Annotated in this window: 14 protein-coding genes; 9 read left to right on the top strand and 5 right to left on the bottom strand. The window is 66.6% G+C overall.

What is annotated here, in order from left to right:
* Positions 1-11: 11 nt before the first annotated feature.
* A complete protein-coding gene (locus ABZU91_RS03015; RefSeq protein ID WP_355233272.1) occupies positions 12-581 on the bottom strand; it encodes a hypothetical protein in 570 nt (189 codons plus the stop codon).
* Between the two features lie 128 nt (positions 582-709).
* On the bottom strand, positions 710-1,921 hold the full coding sequence (locus ABZU91_RS03010) for a DUF418 domain-containing protein (RefSeq protein WP_355233270.1): 1,212 nt from the start codon (positions 1,919-1,921) through the stop codon (positions 710-712).
* Between the two features lie 55 nt (positions 1,922-1,976).
* Between ABZU91_RS03010 and ABZU91_RS03005 the strand changes: the two genes are divergently transcribed.
* The gene (locus ABZU91_RS03005) at positions 1,977-2,741 is read left to right on the top strand and encodes a TetR/AcrR family transcriptional regulator (protein ID WP_355233268.1); all 765 of its coding nucleotides are present in this window, start codon (positions 1,977-1,979) and stop codon (positions 2,739-2,741) included.
* A gap of 13 nt (positions 2,742-2,754) precedes the next feature.
* Here ABZU91_RS03005 and ABZU91_RS03000 read toward each other — a convergent pair whose 3' ends face one another.
* Positions 2,755-3,669 carry an SDR family NAD(P)-dependent oxidoreductase gene (locus ABZU91_RS03000; protein ID WP_355233266.1) on the bottom strand — a complete coding sequence of 305 codons (915 nt, stop codon included), beginning with the start codon at positions 3,667-3,669 and terminating at the stop codon, positions 2,755-2,757.
* Between the two features lie 100 nt (positions 3,670-3,769).
* Here ABZU91_RS03000 and ABZU91_RS02995 point away from each other — a divergent pair, with 100 nt between their 5' ends.
* From ABZU91_RS02995 to ABZU91_RS02985, 3 genes are all read left to right on the top strand, one after another.
* Positions 3,770-4,435 carry a TetR family transcriptional regulator gene (locus ABZU91_RS02995; protein ID WP_355233264.1) on the top strand — a complete coding sequence of 222 codons (666 nt, stop codon included), beginning with the start codon at positions 3,770-3,772 and terminating at the stop codon, positions 4,433-4,435.
* A 73-nt stretch (positions 4,436-4,508) separates the two neighbouring features.
* Positions 4,509-5,393 carry a S41 family peptidase gene (locus ABZU91_RS02990; RefSeq protein WP_355233263.1) on the top strand — a complete coding sequence of 295 codons (885 nt, stop codon included), beginning with the start codon at positions 4,509-4,511 and terminating at the stop codon, positions 5,391-5,393.
* Positions 5,394-5,598: 205 nt separating this feature from the next.
* The gene (locus tag ABZU91_RS02985) at positions 5,599-6,369 is read left to right on the top strand and encodes an alpha/beta hydrolase (RefSeq protein ID WP_355233262.1); all 771 of its coding nucleotides are present in this window, start codon (positions 5,599-5,601) and stop codon (positions 6,367-6,369) included.
* A gap of 22 nt (positions 6,370-6,391) precedes the next feature.
* Here ABZU91_RS02985 and ABZU91_RS02980 read toward each other — a convergent pair whose 3' ends face one another.
* Positions 6,392-7,078: a Type 1 glutamine amidotransferase-like domain-containing protein gene (locus ABZU91_RS02980; protein WP_355233261.1), complete on the bottom strand. Its 687-nt coding sequence runs from the start codon at positions 7,076-7,078 to the stop codon at positions 6,392-6,394.
* A 227-nt stretch (positions 7,079-7,305) separates the two neighbouring features.
* On the opposite strand from ABZU91_RS02980, the gene ABZU91_RS02975 reads away from it, so the two are divergent.
* Genes ABZU91_RS02975 through ABZU91_RS02965 form a run of 3 tightly spaced genes read left to right on the top strand, consistent with a single transcriptional unit; the run spans position 7,306 to position 8,374 of the window.
* Positions 7,306-7,683, top strand: a complete 378-nt coding sequence (locus ABZU91_RS02975; protein WP_355233260.1) for a DUF2089 domain-containing protein — start codon at positions 7,306-7,308, stop codon at positions 7,681-7,683.
* Positions 7,683-7,940, top strand: a complete 258-nt coding sequence (locus ABZU91_RS02970; RefSeq protein ID WP_355233688.1) for a hypothetical protein — start codon at positions 7,683-7,685, stop codon at positions 7,938-7,940. Before ABZU91_RS02975 ends, ABZU91_RS02970 begins: the two co-directional genes overlap by 1 nt.
* Positions 7,941-7,951: 11 nt before the next feature.
* The gene (locus tag ABZU91_RS02965; RefSeq protein ID WP_355233259.1) at positions 7,952-8,374 is read left to right on the top strand and encodes a hypothetical protein; all 423 of its coding nucleotides are present in this window, start codon (positions 7,952-7,954) and stop codon (positions 8,372-8,374) included.
* Between the two features lie 348 nt (positions 8,375-8,722).
* On the opposite strand, the gene ABZU91_RS02960 is transcribed toward ABZU91_RS02965, so the two are convergent.
* A complete protein-coding gene (locus tag ABZU91_RS02960) occupies positions 8,723-9,070 on the bottom strand; it encodes a GlsB/YeaQ/YmgE family stress response membrane protein (RefSeq protein WP_355233258.1) in 348 nt (115 codons plus the stop codon).
* Between the two features lie 110 nt (positions 9,071-9,180).
* On the opposite strand from ABZU91_RS02960, the gene ABZU91_RS02955 reads away from it, so the two are divergent.
* A complete protein-coding gene (locus ABZU91_RS02955; protein WP_355233257.1) occupies positions 9,181-9,834 on the top strand; it encodes a hypothetical protein in 654 nt (217 codons plus the stop codon).
* 646 nt (positions 9,835-10,480) lie between these two features.
* Positions 10,481-13,348 (top strand): NACHT domain-containing protein, encoded by a 2,868-nt coding sequence (locus tag ABZU91_RS02950; protein WP_355233256.1) that lies wholly within the window; start codon positions 10,481-10,483, stop codon positions 13,346-13,348.
* Positions 13,349-13,587 lie beyond the last annotated feature (239 nt).

The following is a 13,587-nucleotide window of genomic DNA, read 5'->3' as shown; positions in this document are numbered from 1 at the left end:
GCATCAGGCGTTCAGCGCCGCGCCCGCGTACGCCGGTAGTAGGACCAGCCGGCGAGCGGCAACGCGATCGCCCAGGCCACGAGCAGTGGGAGGCCGATCAGGACACCCGTCGGGGTGAAGATGTCCTGCTCGCTGGTCTCGGCGAGGTCGGCGGCGAACTGCCAGGGCAGGGTCAGCGAATAGCCGATCATCAGGGCGGAGCCCAGCACCGTCGGAGTCAGCGGCACCCACGGCGGCACCTGGTGGCCACGCAGCCAGGGCACCCACCGGGGGAAGGTACGCCCCCAGTCACTGATCAGGCCGAGCGCCAGGACTCCCCCGAGCCCGGCGAGGACGCACAGCAGACCCAGGTAGAACGCCCCCGCCGGCAGGCCCAGGAACCCGTCGACGGGGTGGTCACCGACGCCGGGCCCGCGACCGTGGTACCACTCCTCGAACGGTTCGGCGTGCGCGAACAGCGGGATGCCGAGGATCCAGGGAACGTGCAGCGGGATGAAGCCCAGCACGGGCGCGATCCACGCCACGTGACCGGCTCGGCGTGCCCACGGCGGCGGCTGCGATGCTTCCAGGCTCTGGTTCACGGTCGTCACTCCGTATCGATGCGGTGGTTCCCTCCTGTCCCACACTGCGCCACCGGCGTGCCGGGCGGATCCCCGCGCCGAGGGAGCCGTGTCCCTGCCTCCGGGGAGGTCGCTCGCCAGCGTCGACGTCACCCGCTCGAGTTCGCGCCGGTCCCTGCCGTCCTTCCGATCGTCAGCCGCCGTAGCGCCCACTCGGCCGGCCCGTACCGGTGCTGGCGCAGCCACCACGCGCTCACCGCGAGCTGCACCGCGTAGCTCAGCACTGCCAGCCCGGTCGTCCCGACCGGCGACACGCTGCCGGCCAGACCGAGCCCGATCCCGGTGAAGATGAGCAGCCCCAGCAGCGACTGCCCCAGATAGTTGGTGAGCGCGATCCGCCCCGCCGGTGCGAGGGCCGACCGCACGAAACCCCACCGTGGGCTGTGCATCATCCGCAGCAGGGTGGCCACGTACGCAGCCGTCAGCAGCGGCGCGGTCGCCGCGCTCACGCTCACGGCCAGTGGCTCGCCGTTGCCGCCGCCCAGCGCGTACAGCACACCGCCCGCGATCCCCACGGGGAAGCCGACCCACTGGATCCGCCGTAGCGCCGGCTCGTGACCGCTGACACCGGCGAGGAGCCGTCGTCGGCCGGCAACCATGCCGAGTAGGAACATCGCCAGCGCCGTCGGCCCCTGGAACGTCGCGGACTGGAGCACTAGGAGGGGCAGCCCGGAGAGGTGGTGGCCAATGACGTCGCCCCACCCACCGAGCATCGCGGCCGTCGCCTTCTCGGCGTTGGCCATTGCCTCGGCGCGGGTCGGCAGGAACGCCGCGGAGTTCACGAAGAACCCGCTGGCCAGCAGGCTGAGCAGCACGATCCCGTAGAGCAGGCTGGCGACGCGCAGCACCGTCCGGTCGCGGACCCGGCGCATGGCGAGCAGGACCACACCGACCACCGCGTAGGTCATCAGGATGTCGCCGCTGTACAGGAGGACGGTGTGCAGGGCGCCGAGGATGAGGAGGCCGGCGATCCGGCGCAGCATCCGCGGTCCGAACGCGGCGCCCGCGCGCTCTGCGGCCCTCATCTGCAGGGTGAAGCTGTACCCGAACAGGAACGAGAAGAGGATGTAGAACTTCATGTCGACGAACACCGCTGACAGGAGCCGCGCCGCGTCGTCGAGGACCGACGAGAACGCCGGATCGGTGGTCAGGTTGCCCGGGTAACCGGAGGCCATGAAGGTGATGTTCACGACGAAGATCCCGAGCAGCGCGAAGCCCCGCAGCGCGTCGAGGTCGTGCAGGCGCTGCTCGGCGGGTGCCCGACTCGTCGTGGCGCGGTCCGCGCCCGCTGACACGTCCATATGCTTCTCCTTCGTCCGGCCCGACGACAGGCTTAATGTACAGGAGATACTATCCATGGGACACGAACTGCCGTCAATGGCCGACGAGGTGCCCGCCGACCTGGCGCGGCTCTGGCGACTGTCGACGTCCGCACGCCGAGGCCGGCCCGCCGAACTCGACGTCGACCGGGTCGTCGGGGCCGCGGTGGACCTGGCGGATCACGAAGGCCTGGACGGAGTGACCCTGCAGAAGGTCGCGCAGACTCTCGGCTTCACCAAGATGGCGCTGTATCGGCACGTGGGCTCGAAGGAGGAACTCCTCGAACTGATGGCCGACCACGCCTACGGGCCCGCCCCCCGGCTGGACGCGGACGTCTGGCGCGACGGCGTACACCTGTGGGCGGCGGCGATCCGCGCCCGGTACGCCGAGCACCCGTGGCTCGTGGAGGTACCGGTCGCCGGCCCGCCCCGGGGGCCGAACGCCATCGACTGGATGGACGCGTTCCTGCGGGCCCTGCACGACACCGGCCTGGACCCGAGGACGAAGGCCGGAGTCCTCGTGGTCGTCAGCGGTTACGTACGCAACGCGATCCTGCAGGGCCGACAGATGGCCGAGGGCCGCAGCGGCACCGGGCTCAGCCAGGTGGACGTCGAGCGGGACTACGGCCGAGCCCTCGCCGCGCTCGTGCACCCGGAGCGCTTCCCCGAGGCCGCCCCCATGTTTGCGGTGGGCGCGTTCGAGAGTGAAGCGGGCGAGGACCCGGAGGATCACGACTTCGTCTTCGGCCTCGACCTGATCCTCGACGGCGTCGAGGTCGCCATCGCGCGGCGCACCCGCTGACGGGCGACGGGCGTCACGCGGCGGCGGCTGCCCGGCCGACCGGGAACCGTACGCCGGTGAGGTCCTCCGAGACGGCCCAGAGGCGCTGCTGCACGCTCAGGTCGTAGGAGTCGGGGCTGGAGGTGACCAGCTTCGGGTGGCCGCGCGTCTCGCCCACGCCGTCGGGGCCGTAGTACTGCCCGCCGAGGACTGACGGGTCGGTGGCGGCCCGCAGGGTGGGCAGCGCACCCGACGCCGCAGGCTGGGTGATCACCGGGGCGAGCAGGGTGATCGGCGCGCGGACGATCGCCGGGGAGTTACGGACCAGCTCGGTGTCGGAGACGCCCGGGTGCGCGGCCACCGCGACGGTGGTGCCGTGCGGGGCGAGCCGGCGCTGCAACTCGTAGGTGAACATCAGGTTGGCGAGCTTCGACTGGCCGTAGGCGGCGACCCGACTGTACGACCGCTCCCACTGGAGGTCGTCGAATCCGATGGCGGCGCGGATGCGGTGGCCGACGCTGCTGACCGTGACGACCCGCGACCCGGGCACCGGCAGCAACTGGTCCAGCAGCAGGCCGGTGAGCGCGAAGTGGCCCAGGTGGTTGGTGCCGAACTGCATCTCGAACCCGTCGCGGGTGGTCTGCTTCGGCGTGTACATCACGCCGGCGTTGTTGATCAGCAGGTCGATCCGCGGGTGGGTGGCGCGCAGGCCGGCCGCGGCGGCGCGCACGGACTCCAGCGAGGTCAGATCCAGTTCCTGTACGGAGACGTCACCGGTCATCCGGGCGGCGGCCCGCTTGCCCTTCTCGGTGTCGCGCACGGCCAGCACGACCGACGCCCCGCGCTCGGCGAGGAGCCGGGCGGTCTCGAAGCCCAGCCCGGTGTTGGACCCGGTGACCACTGCCACCCGGCCGTCCTGGCGCGGAATCTGCTGCTCGGTCCACTTCATCTCAGGCTCCCAATGTACCGCCGGTAAGTTACAGTCAAAAGGTAATGTACCGCCGGTACGCTGTCAAGAGACCGGCGGTACCTAAGTTAGGGTGGCGGTCATGACGTTCCAGCGGGCGCGCAACGAGGAGCAGCGCGCGGTCCGACGCCAGGCGATCCTGGAGACGGCCTCGGCGATGCTCGACGAGATGCCGGTGACCGACGTGACCCTCAACGAGCTGAGCCGTCGGGTCGGTCTGGCCAAGACGGCGGTGCTGCGTTATTTCGAGTCCCGCGAGGCGGTGCTGCTCGACCTTTTGGACGACCGGACGACGACCTGGCTGGCCGAGCTGGAGCAGGAGTTGGCCCAGGGCGTCGACCCGACCCGGTCGGCGCTGGACCGGGCCGAGCAGGTGGCCGACGTACTCAGCCGGTCGCTCGCCGCCGAGACGGTGCTCTGTGATCTCTTCGGCGCGCAGGGCGGGGTGCTCGAACACAACGTCTCGGTGGAGGCGGTCCGCAGGCACAAGCGCGCCGCACTGGCCAACCTCGCGGTGATGGCCGACCTCGTCCGCCGGCACCTGCCCGAGGTCGGCGATCGCGCCGAGCTGTTCTGCCTCCAGATCCTGCTCGTCGGAGGCGCGTTGTCCGCCTACAGCGCACCGCCGTCGAGCCTGCTCGCCGTCTACGAGTCCGAGCCGGCGCTCGCGGTCTACCACATCGACCTGCGGACAGCCCTGCGCGTCGCGATCATCACTCCGCTCGTGGGCATCCTGCCCCGCACCTGAACTGCGCGCGCACCGGAAATCCGAAGCGGAACCGGATGGCCAGGAAGCTGCCAGCGGTCTATCGTGGCCGGTCATGCTGTCAAACGAACAGATCATCGGACGGGCCCTGGACCGGATCGAGGCAGGGTACGTCTTCCCTGCCAAGGTCGTGGACATCGATGCCGCGATCCGACGCCGTCTCGCGGAAGGCGAGTACGACGACCTGGACGGGCCGGTGCTCTGCGAGACGGTGACCGCCCACCTTCAGCAGGTGTGCCCGGACAGGCATCTGCGACTGCTGTGGTCGGACCAGCCGCAGTCGCTGGACCCGGCGGACGAGGACGGGGGCAAGGCGGCCTTCCTCGCGCTGCTTCGCGCGGAGAACCAGGGAATCCGCCGGGTCGAGCAGGTGGACGGGAAGGTCGGGCTCATCGACCTGCGGCGCATCGCGTACGCCGACGAGGCCGCGTCCACGATCGGCGCGGCCATGCAGCTGGTCGCGCTCAGCTCGGCGCTCGTCCTGGACCTACGCGCGTGCGTCGGCGGAGCGCCGGAGGGAGCCGCGATGTGGTGCAGCTACTTCTTCAGTGACGATCAGGTGCACCTCAACGACTTCTACGAGCGTTCCACCGGTGCCACCCGCCAGTTCTGGACCGCCGCGCACCTTCCTGCCCCGCGCTACGTGGACCGCCCGGTTTATGTGCTCACCAGCGCGACGACGTTCTCCGGGGGTGAGGACGTCGCGTACACCCTCCAGGCGCACGGTCGAGCTGTCGTCGTCGGTGAGACGACACGGGGCGGCGCGCATCCGACGGCCCGCCACCCGGTCACCGAACACATCCTGGTGACCGTCCCGACCGCCCGCACCATCAACAGCGTCACCGGCTCCAACTGGGAGGGCGTCGGAGTGGTCCCCGACGTACCCGTGCCGGCCGACCAGGCACTCGACACGGCCCTCAAGGCCATCGCGAACGCCTAGACGAATATTCCTGACCCTTGCTGGGGCGGTGACCCTCGGTCACCTCCGTGGGAGCGGATGCGGCGGAAGGGGTATACCTCAGAGTCATATTCATACCTCTGAGGTATACCGCTCACGAGCACATCGACACGGTGGGCAGCCACAGTGGGAGGGCTCCGCGCCCGGGCAGCTTGCGGTCGTGCTCGGTCGGTGATCGGATGCCGTCATGCCGGGGACCTGGCGTACGTCCTCGATCTCGTATCGGGCCGCCGACGGCAGCGAGTTGCCCCTGCTGGTCGTCGAGCCGGACGGCCTGCCGCCGCGCGCCGGCATCGTCCTGTTCCACGGCGGCGCCCTGCGCGGTGGATCGCCCGACGGGCTCGGTCCGCACTGCCGCGCGTTGGCGTCGCGGGGAATCGTCGCGGTCTCGGCCGGGTACCGGCTGCTCGATCGTGGCGCGGTCAGCATCGACGACTGCCTCGCCGACGTGCGCCGCGCGGTCGCGCGGTTCGGCCGACTGGCCGCGTCGCGCGGGCTCGAAGCGTCGCAGCTGGCCTCGGGCGGCAGCTCGGCCGGCGCTCACCTGGCGATGCTGGCGGCCCTGACCCCGTCCGGCACGGCACCGGAGTCCGACGTAGCGGCCGTGGTCGCCCTCAATCCGGCGGGACTCAACCTGGGCGTCCTCGCGCCGGACGCGCAGCGCCGCCTGGAACGGCAGGTTGGCGTCGACGCGGGCAGGTTGGTCGACTATTCGCTGATCGAGTTGGTCCGGCCGGGCAGCCCGCCGATGCAGATCCACCACGGCACCCGCGACGATGTCGAGCCGATCGGCGCGGCACGGCAGTTCCGGGACGCCATGGTCCGCGCCGGCAACGAGTGCGCACTCCTGGAGTACGCGCACGCCGAGCACGGGTTCCACTATCCCGGTAGCAGCAGACACTTCGCCGGTGTCATCGACGCCACCGAGCTGTTCCTCGACGGGACAGCAACGCCCTGAACCGGAGCGGCAGCGTCCGCATTCAGGGGTTGATCAAACTCCACTCACCCTCGGAGATGACGTCGACAGTGCCATCGACCACCCTGATGGCGGTGTTGTCGTCGATGGCGTAGGTCGGGACCGGGATTTCGGACGCCCACTTCTCGATGGTGGACAGTTCGGTGTCCTCCATGTCCGGATGGTTGAGGTGCGGGTACAGCGTGAAGTCCACCAGCCCCAACGCCCGGTCGGCGTCCTGCGCCATGTCGCTGCCGTCCGGGACGAATTGCCTGTCGAATTCGGCGTCGCAGTTGTAGGGGGTGACAGCGATGCTCCCGGCGCTGACCCCCACGTAGACCGTGTCGCTCAGCGTCGGCAGGAGGTCGGCCAGGCCCGACTGGCGCAGCCAGTGGGTCAGGTACAGCACGTCGCCGCCCCAGACCAGAAGGGCATCGGCCTCCCGGACCGCCGGGACCCAGTTCTCCTCCCGGATGGTCGGCAGCGCGGTCAGCTCCAGCAACCCCAGGGACTTCCAACCCAGCTGGCACAGCGGGATGTCGGCCCGACCGTGCACTGCCTTCCACGCCCTCTCGGCCCCGCCGGGAAAGGGGTAGACGGCGGTAGGGACGAACAGGGCCGTGGCCTCGGCGATCGGCTTGCCCAGCAGGTCGACGAGCGCGTTGGAGATGCTCGGGTTGCTGATGCCGCCCGACGTGAGAAGAAACCTCATGACACCCGCTCTCCTCGCTGATCCGAGCGACACATCGCTGGATCATCCGGCGGCAGCCGACCCACCGTCAACTGGTGCCCGACGATGCCAGGCCCTGTCGCTGGTGGACGCGGTGACTCCGGGACAGGGCATCGGCGAGGCACGGGAGCATCGGCCGATCACGATAGATTAAGAAAATTAAGATCAGGATCTAGGAGGTTGAAGATTCTTAAGCTATAACTTTAGTTATGACAGAGCAGGCGATGGACTGGCAGGAACTGACCAGCCTGACGCGGGGGCAGCCGTTCGTCGTCGAACGGGTGCGCTTGGCGGGCAACGGCGTCGCGATCGAGGGCGAGTTCGAGCTGCCGCAACTGGCTCAGCTCAACGTCGAGGACCAGGTCTTCGTCACGGCGTTCGTGCGCTGCCACGGCTCGATCAAGGAGATGGAACGCATCTTCGGGGTGAGCTATCCGACGATCAAGTCACGACTCAACCGGATCACGCAGATGCTCGACTTCGTCGAGACCGACCCAGCACCCTCGCGGGCCGACATCATCGACCGGTTGCGCCGCGGTGAGATCACCGCCCAGCAGGCGTTGGCCGAGCTGGACGGCCGGCCGTGATGCCGCAGTTGGTGACCGTCAAGGTCGACCGCCCGGACCGCCGACCCCTCCGCTTCTGGGTTCCGGTGCTCCCGGTCGTACTCCTGCTCTTTCCGGTCGTGGTCCTGGTCGTGCTCGCGGCGATCGTGGCCTGCCTGGTGTTCCGCATCGGTGCGGTACGGGCACTCGGCGCCGGTTGGCGCGTCATCTCCGCGCTGCCCGGTGCCCACTTCGACATCGAGCAGGGCCGCACGGCCGTGCTCGTGGCCATCCGATAGGAGAGATTCGAATGACCGAACAACGCAAGGACATCCTCGAGATGCTGGCCGCCGGCAAGATCACTGCCGAGGAGGCGGAGCAGCTCATCGCCGCCCTCGAACGGGATCAGGCGCCGGCGGCGGCAGGTCTCGACGCCCGACCCAAGGGCAAGGTGAAGTACCTGCGGGTGGTGGTGGACGCCACCGACAACGGCGAGCCGTCGCGGGTCAACGTGCGGGTGCCGCTGCAACTGCTGCGGGCCGGCGTACGGCTGGCGGCGCTGGTTCCGCCGCAGGCCCTGGTCAAGGCGAACGCCTCACTCAGCGACTCGGGCGTCCCGATCGACCTGACGCAGCTCAAGCCCGAGCAGTTGGAGGCGCTCGTGGAGCACCTCGACGACGTGACCGTGGAGGTGGACTCCCCCGATGCGACAGTGCGGGTCTTCTGCGAGTAGACGCCGTCCGATGAGACGGCCCCTCGAGAGGGTGCTGCAACACCCTCCCGAGGCCTGCGCCCGCCGCAGCAGAGCTCAGGTGAACTGCCAACCTGAAGTCTAGCCACGCACCGGAACCCGGCGGGGAGACCACTCGGACGGGTGGTCCCCCCGCCCGTGCGCCCGTGCGCCCGTGCGCCCGTGCGCCCGTGCGCCACGATCCGAGCAACTTCCCGGAAACTGCTGCCTCCGCCGCGCGGGAGACAGCAACATCCCTGATGTTGCGCGGATCTTCAGAGCGGATCGGCGTGGCGGGGGGCCTGCCGCTCGGTGCGTTGGCCTTGTCCGCTGTACCCGCGAAGCCGACGGTCAGGATTCGCGCTTGGCCCTGGTGCGCCGGACCCGCCGACGAGGGGTGTCGTCACCGCCGGCAAGCCGGGTGAAGGTGAGCATGTTCGCCAGCGCCACGGCGATGATCGCGAGGCCGACCTGGATCGCGAGCACGATCCAGTCCCAGCGCAGCACCCACACCCGCACGCCGGCATCGTCGTCGACGTGCAGCGCCCTGGCGACGACGGTACCCAGCACCGCCGAGCCGACGCCGAGGACGAACGTGGCGAAGATGCCGATCCGCTGCCTCCCCGGCAGGATGAGCCGACCGAGCAGGCCGACGAGGGCGCCGATGAGCACCGCGCCGAGATAACCGGTTACCAGCATCGCTGTCTCTCCCCTTCCAGCAGTGCTGGGATACATGCCCGGATCTCACGTTTCCGGAAACCCCGTCCCGATAGGCTGGCGGGCCTCTCACCCTCGGACGAAGGACGCCCATGGCCCGCCCCTACAGTCCCGCACCGAAGCAGTTCGTCTTCACCGCTGGTGACGGCACCGTGCAGCAGGTCTCGGTGGGCGACCCGCAGGAGGCCTACGTGGCGTTCTCCGCGTTCTTCCGGGGCCGCGAGTCCGCCACGTACACGATCAGGGACGAGTCAGCGCGGCAGACTTTGGTGCTCATGCCCCACCTGGGGGTGATCTCCCGGATCGAGGATGCTTCCCCGCCCCGGTCGGCACACCTACGGGTCGATCGGCCCAACCGCTACCTCCCGAGCGCGATGCTGTTCTTCGAGAACGGCTATCGCGGCCTCGACCACTTCGGCCAGTGGTTCGCCGACCTCGCCGACCTCGACACGACACCGGAGGAGCGCGGGGCCGCCCGCGCCGCCACGTTCACGACGGAGGCAGCGGCGCTCGGAGAGGTCGCCCGGATCTGGGCCGACTCGGGCTATGTTGACCCCAGCGACAGGTACTACGTCTTCTTCGACGGGCACGACGTCGACGACGACCGCGCCGAGCGGGCTGCCCTGCTGCCGCTGATCGAATTTCTCAGCCTCGAACGGGTCGACACCCCGGCCGAGGCCGCCGGGGGCGAGGTCTGGGTACGCACCGACCCACGCCTCGTCGCCGAGTGTGAACGGTGGTCGTAAGCGTCAACGGGTAAGACCGACCAGCGTCGCCAGCCGCGCTACGTCGGCCGACGCCGGCTGCGCGCAGCCACGATCGGCGATGAGGGTACGCGCCAGAGGCCGCCCCCGAACCTCGGCCGGCGCGACACCATCCACGTTCGACGCGGCTGAACCCCTGGACCACCGAGATGACCTCTGTCGCCGCAAACTCCGGGCCATCGCGGGCGGCGCGTTCGACGGGCGGCCCGCCCTTTCCGCTCGGGTGATCAGCGGGCAGAATTATCAACCTGCCAGCCATACCAGGCAGCACCACCTGGTAGCAGGTTGATCGGATCGAAGCACCCAGATCTCCGTCCTCCTGGAGACTCCGCCGACGACCCGGAATCGACCGATCGTCTAGACCCCCACAACCTCCAGCCATGGCAATCTCTATCGGCCGCCGTTTACCTCTCCCCCCGGCGCAACTACCCTAGATAGAGACCTGGCTTGCTGACGGAACCTGGACATCTGGTCTGTCACCTTAGTGACACGAGACGGAGATCCGCCGAACCGCTCGCAGTCAACCTGCTGAATTTCACCACCCCGACAATCCCGGAAGAAGTGCCTACACAGAAATCGAGGCGAACGAAGAGCAGGCCGACACCAGCCTACTAAGAGGATAAACGAGATGCCCCTCCCCACCCTCCCCCCTGAAGTCGTTGTGAAACTTCTCAGCGCCGCCGTTGCTGCAGGCGTCAAACCATTCGTCCAGGGCGTCAAATCGGCACTGAGAAGAAGAGGTATGCTGCGGGCGGCGAGTGCAGTAGGGCGATCACTGCAAATTCCTGGTCCGCACCGCACAGGATTCGCAACGCTAGCCGGGCTGGAGAAACTTCCCCCCGGGCTGACCTACGCTCAGATCAAGTTGGCCGTCGACACTCCAACATTCCGAGCATACTCCTCACAAATAGTCGCCACACACATTCTGGAAACGTCCGACCAAGTTCGTTCCAGGATATTTGATGCGTTGAGCGGATGGATGAGTGTTGCAACCGGGGCAACAGTGAGCCCGCAGCTCGTAGAATACCTGGCCAGATTCAATAATGCACTCGATGCCGCCTGCGCCGACGTCGCCTCCCAGCTTCGCCGAGATATGCTCGACTCCGGCGAGAGTGTCCACCAGTGGGCCCTCTCACAGATCTCCCAGTCATTGCTGGAATCCATCGACCGTCACGTGACTTCGGTCGCCCGTACCGATGGAGCAAGCATCAAGGAGGCCGAGAAGTGGGTTTCGAGTTATAAGCGCGAGTTCGAGGCCCTGCACAGTGAGATTCCGCTGTTCGACATAGGCCCCCGGCGACGGGTTCATTTGCGAGACATTTTCGTTGAGCCCGACTTCTTGACGGTCTTCACGAGCGGCACCGCCTACTCGAACCCGGTCGGACATGAAATCGCCCTCACTTTTGAAGCTTTCTTGGAAGACCTCCACCGAACAGTGATCGTCGGTAATCCTGGCGCTGGAAAGTCAACTGCCACGGCAGCTCTTTCGGTGATTTGGTCAAAGACGCGCGGTATCGCCTTCTACCTCCGAGCCAGAGAGATTCAGTTGGATGGCTCGGGGTTCAATTTGATACAGGAGATCGAGCGCGCTCTCTCCTCCGTTTATCAGCACAAGCCTCCGAACGGGCTTGTCGAGGAACTTCTGCTCAACGGCTCCGCCATCGTGGTCCTGGACGGTCTCGACGAAATTCCACTGCTCCACCGTCGGCGGCAGGTCGCTGGAGTGATCGAGTCCGCGCAACGACTCTTTCCTCTGTGCCGGTTCCTCGTGAGCGCGAGGATCGTCGGATACTCGGCATTCCAACTAGACCCGGAGATCTTCACCGACTACACGATTCAGCCTTTCCGACTGGACCAAGTCAAGCTCTACGTCGAGAAGTGGTTCAAGCTGACCACACAGCCGAATACCACGAACTTCACGACGACGGTAAGAGACTTCGTTCGGAGTAGCGACTCCATCCACGACCTGAGAACCAACCCACTGATGCTTGCTCTGATCTGCGTTCTTTACAGAGGATACAGCGACATCCCACGGCGCCGGCCTCAGATCTACCGCAAATGCATAGAGCTGTTGCTACGGGACTGGGACCTATCCAGGGGAATTACAGTGCGACCCTGGGAAACCGACATGTACGAATTGGCGCTGAGTGCCATAGCTGAGATCTTGGCCGACGAGTACGGCTTCGGAATCACCCATGATCGTTTGATGGTGCAAACATTCGAAGCCCTCAGATTCGAAGCTATACCAAATTCGACGGAAGCTTCCAGAGTGGCAGCCGACATAGTCGAGTTCTGCCGTGATCGAGGGTGGATATTCACGAAGATCGGACTCGACGACGCGGGAAACGAGATCTACTCCTTCACGCATCGGAGCTTTTTCGAGTATTTTGCTGCCTACAGAATGACTCGCACGTCAGATTCACCGAAGGAGTTGGCCGAGCGAATCTTCGAGGTGATGAAGGCAGGCGAGGGAGAGGTACTTGCCCAGATAGCACTGATTATGTACGGAGAAAGGAATCAATTTGGTGGCTCAAAGACAATGCTTGAACTTCTGGAACTTGTCCGCCGGACCAGCACGACGGCACGAGGCCCGGCCCTGGAGTTCATCATTGCGGCCGCAGATGCAGTTATGCTCAACCAGGACGCGCTGAGCGCACTCGTCCGAGACGCAATCGAACTCAAGGTACCCGAGGAGAGCCTACGCTCGGTGTTTCTGCCGACGTTCCGGTATGCCGACGGGATGGAAGAAATATTGGTCGACTGCTTACGGAAATACGACCGTCCCGGCCTCGATTTTCTGATCCTGACACACAAGTGGCTGTGGGACGTCGCCGTTCAACACGGCCTTCTATCGATCGACGCTCTGATCTCCGACCCTGACGAGCCTATTAATCCTATATTGGGCCGACTGCTTGGCGGTGACTGGTCAGATTTTTCCGAACGTGCTCCCGCCTCGACTGCGGTTGGTATTCTCAATGCGGCAGCCGACCCAGAATTCGACAAGGCACAGCGGGCTTCGGCCTTCCGAACTCTGCGCTTGCTGGGCGAGTCCCTGGGCGACCTGAGCGACGTTGACGGGCTGTTAAGGAACATCCTGCCCAGCAAGAAGTTCGATCAGTTTGTCTTGACCGATTATCTCTTGACCAAGAGCAGCAAGATCAAGCTCGCCAGGCCAACGCTGGGCCGCTATGTCGACGTCGCAGAAGCCGCGATCAGTCGTTCGATCGGCTTCGGCTACGACGTGGTACTTGGAGCGGTCGTTCTGGTTCTCTGTGTTTGCGAGATGATCGAGGAGCGCTACCGAGTCACTGAATACCCCCGCACAGGCCTGGTTGCGCACCTTCTGCAGCGGCGGGCGGCTTTCGGGAGGGTAGAGGAAGAAAACCCCTTAGTTGGGGCATTGACACCTTCCGACGCTACCAGCCTCGAACGATGGTGCATGCAGAAGACTGCCATCATCCACTACGACATCGTCAGCGACGCGATCTCCTCATAGGCGACTCGCTACAGCGCCACGATCGCGGCCGCAACCACCGGCAGCTCGATCCGCTGTGCCACCACCCGGCATTCACACTCCTTGTCACCGCCCAGCGAAGCTCGCCAACACCGACGTGTCCCCTCACCGCATCAGCAGAAACTGGTTCGCATGCCGCACCGACACGTCGTGCGTCCAGGGTCGGCCAAGTCGGCCTCGCGGTGATCCGCCGGTACCTGGCCAGACACCTGCTGCTTCGG

The sequence above is a fragment of the Micromonospora sp. NPDC005174 genome, from assembly GCF_040608495.1.
Taxonomy (GTDB): domain Bacteria; phylum Actinomycetota; class Actinomycetes; order Mycobacteriales; family Micromonosporaceae; genus Micromonospora.
Note: the sequence above shows the minus strand (reverse complement) of the source record. Positions and strands in the feature narration are given on the sequence as shown.

Bases quoted from the DNA above. Each gene is read 5' to 3' on its own strand.
- ABZU91_RS02965 (WP_355233259.1), top strand. From the start codon at position 7,952: ATGACCGAACAACGCAAGGACATCCTCGAGATGCTGGCCGCCGGCAAG.
- ABZU91_RS02990 (WP_355233263.1), top strand. From the start codon at position 4,509: ATGCTGTCAAACGAACAGATCATCGGACGGGCCCTGGACCGGATCGAG.
- ABZU91_RS02955 (WP_355233257.1), top strand. From the start codon at position 9,181: ATGGCCCGCCCCTACAGTCCCGCACCGAAGCAGTTCGTCTTCACCGCT.
- ABZU91_RS02985 (WP_355233262.1), top strand. From the start codon at position 5,599: ATGCCGGGGACCTGGCGTACGTCCTCGATCTCGTATCGGGCCGCCGAC.
- ABZU91_RS02960 (WP_355233258.1), bottom strand. From the start codon at position 9,070: ATGCTGGTAACCGGTTATCTCGGCGCGGTGCTCATCGGCGCCCTCGTC.
- ABZU91_RS02975 (WP_355233260.1), top strand. From the start codon at position 7,306: ATGACAGAGCAGGCGATGGACTGGCAGGAACTGACCAGCCTGACGCGG.
- ABZU91_RS03005 (WP_355233268.1), top strand. From the start codon at position 1,977: ATGGGACACGAACTGCCGTCAATGGCCGACGAGGTGCCCGCCGACCTG.
- ABZU91_RS02995 (WP_355233264.1), top strand. From the start codon at position 3,770: ATGACGTTCCAGCGGGCGCGCAACGAGGAGCAGCGCGCGGTCCGACGC.
- ABZU91_RS02970 (WP_355233688.1), top strand. From the start codon at position 7,683: ATGCCGCAGTTGGTGACCGTCAAGGTCGACCGCCCGGACCGCCGACCC.
- ABZU91_RS02980 (WP_355233261.1), bottom strand. From the start codon at position 7,078: ATGAGGTTTCTTCTCACGTCGGGCGGCATCAGCAACCCGAGCATCTCC.
- ABZU91_RS03010 (WP_355233270.1), bottom strand. From the start codon at position 1,921: ATGGACGTGTCAGCGGGCGCGGACCGCGCCACGACGAGTCGGGCACCC.
- ABZU91_RS02950 (WP_355233256.1), top strand. From the start codon at position 10,481: ATGCCCCTCCCCACCCTCCCCCCTGAAGTCGTTGTGAAACTTCTCAGC.
- ABZU91_RS03000 (WP_355233266.1), bottom strand. From the start codon at position 3,669: ATGAAGTGGACCGAGCAGCAGATTCCGCGCCAGGACGGCCGGGTGGCA.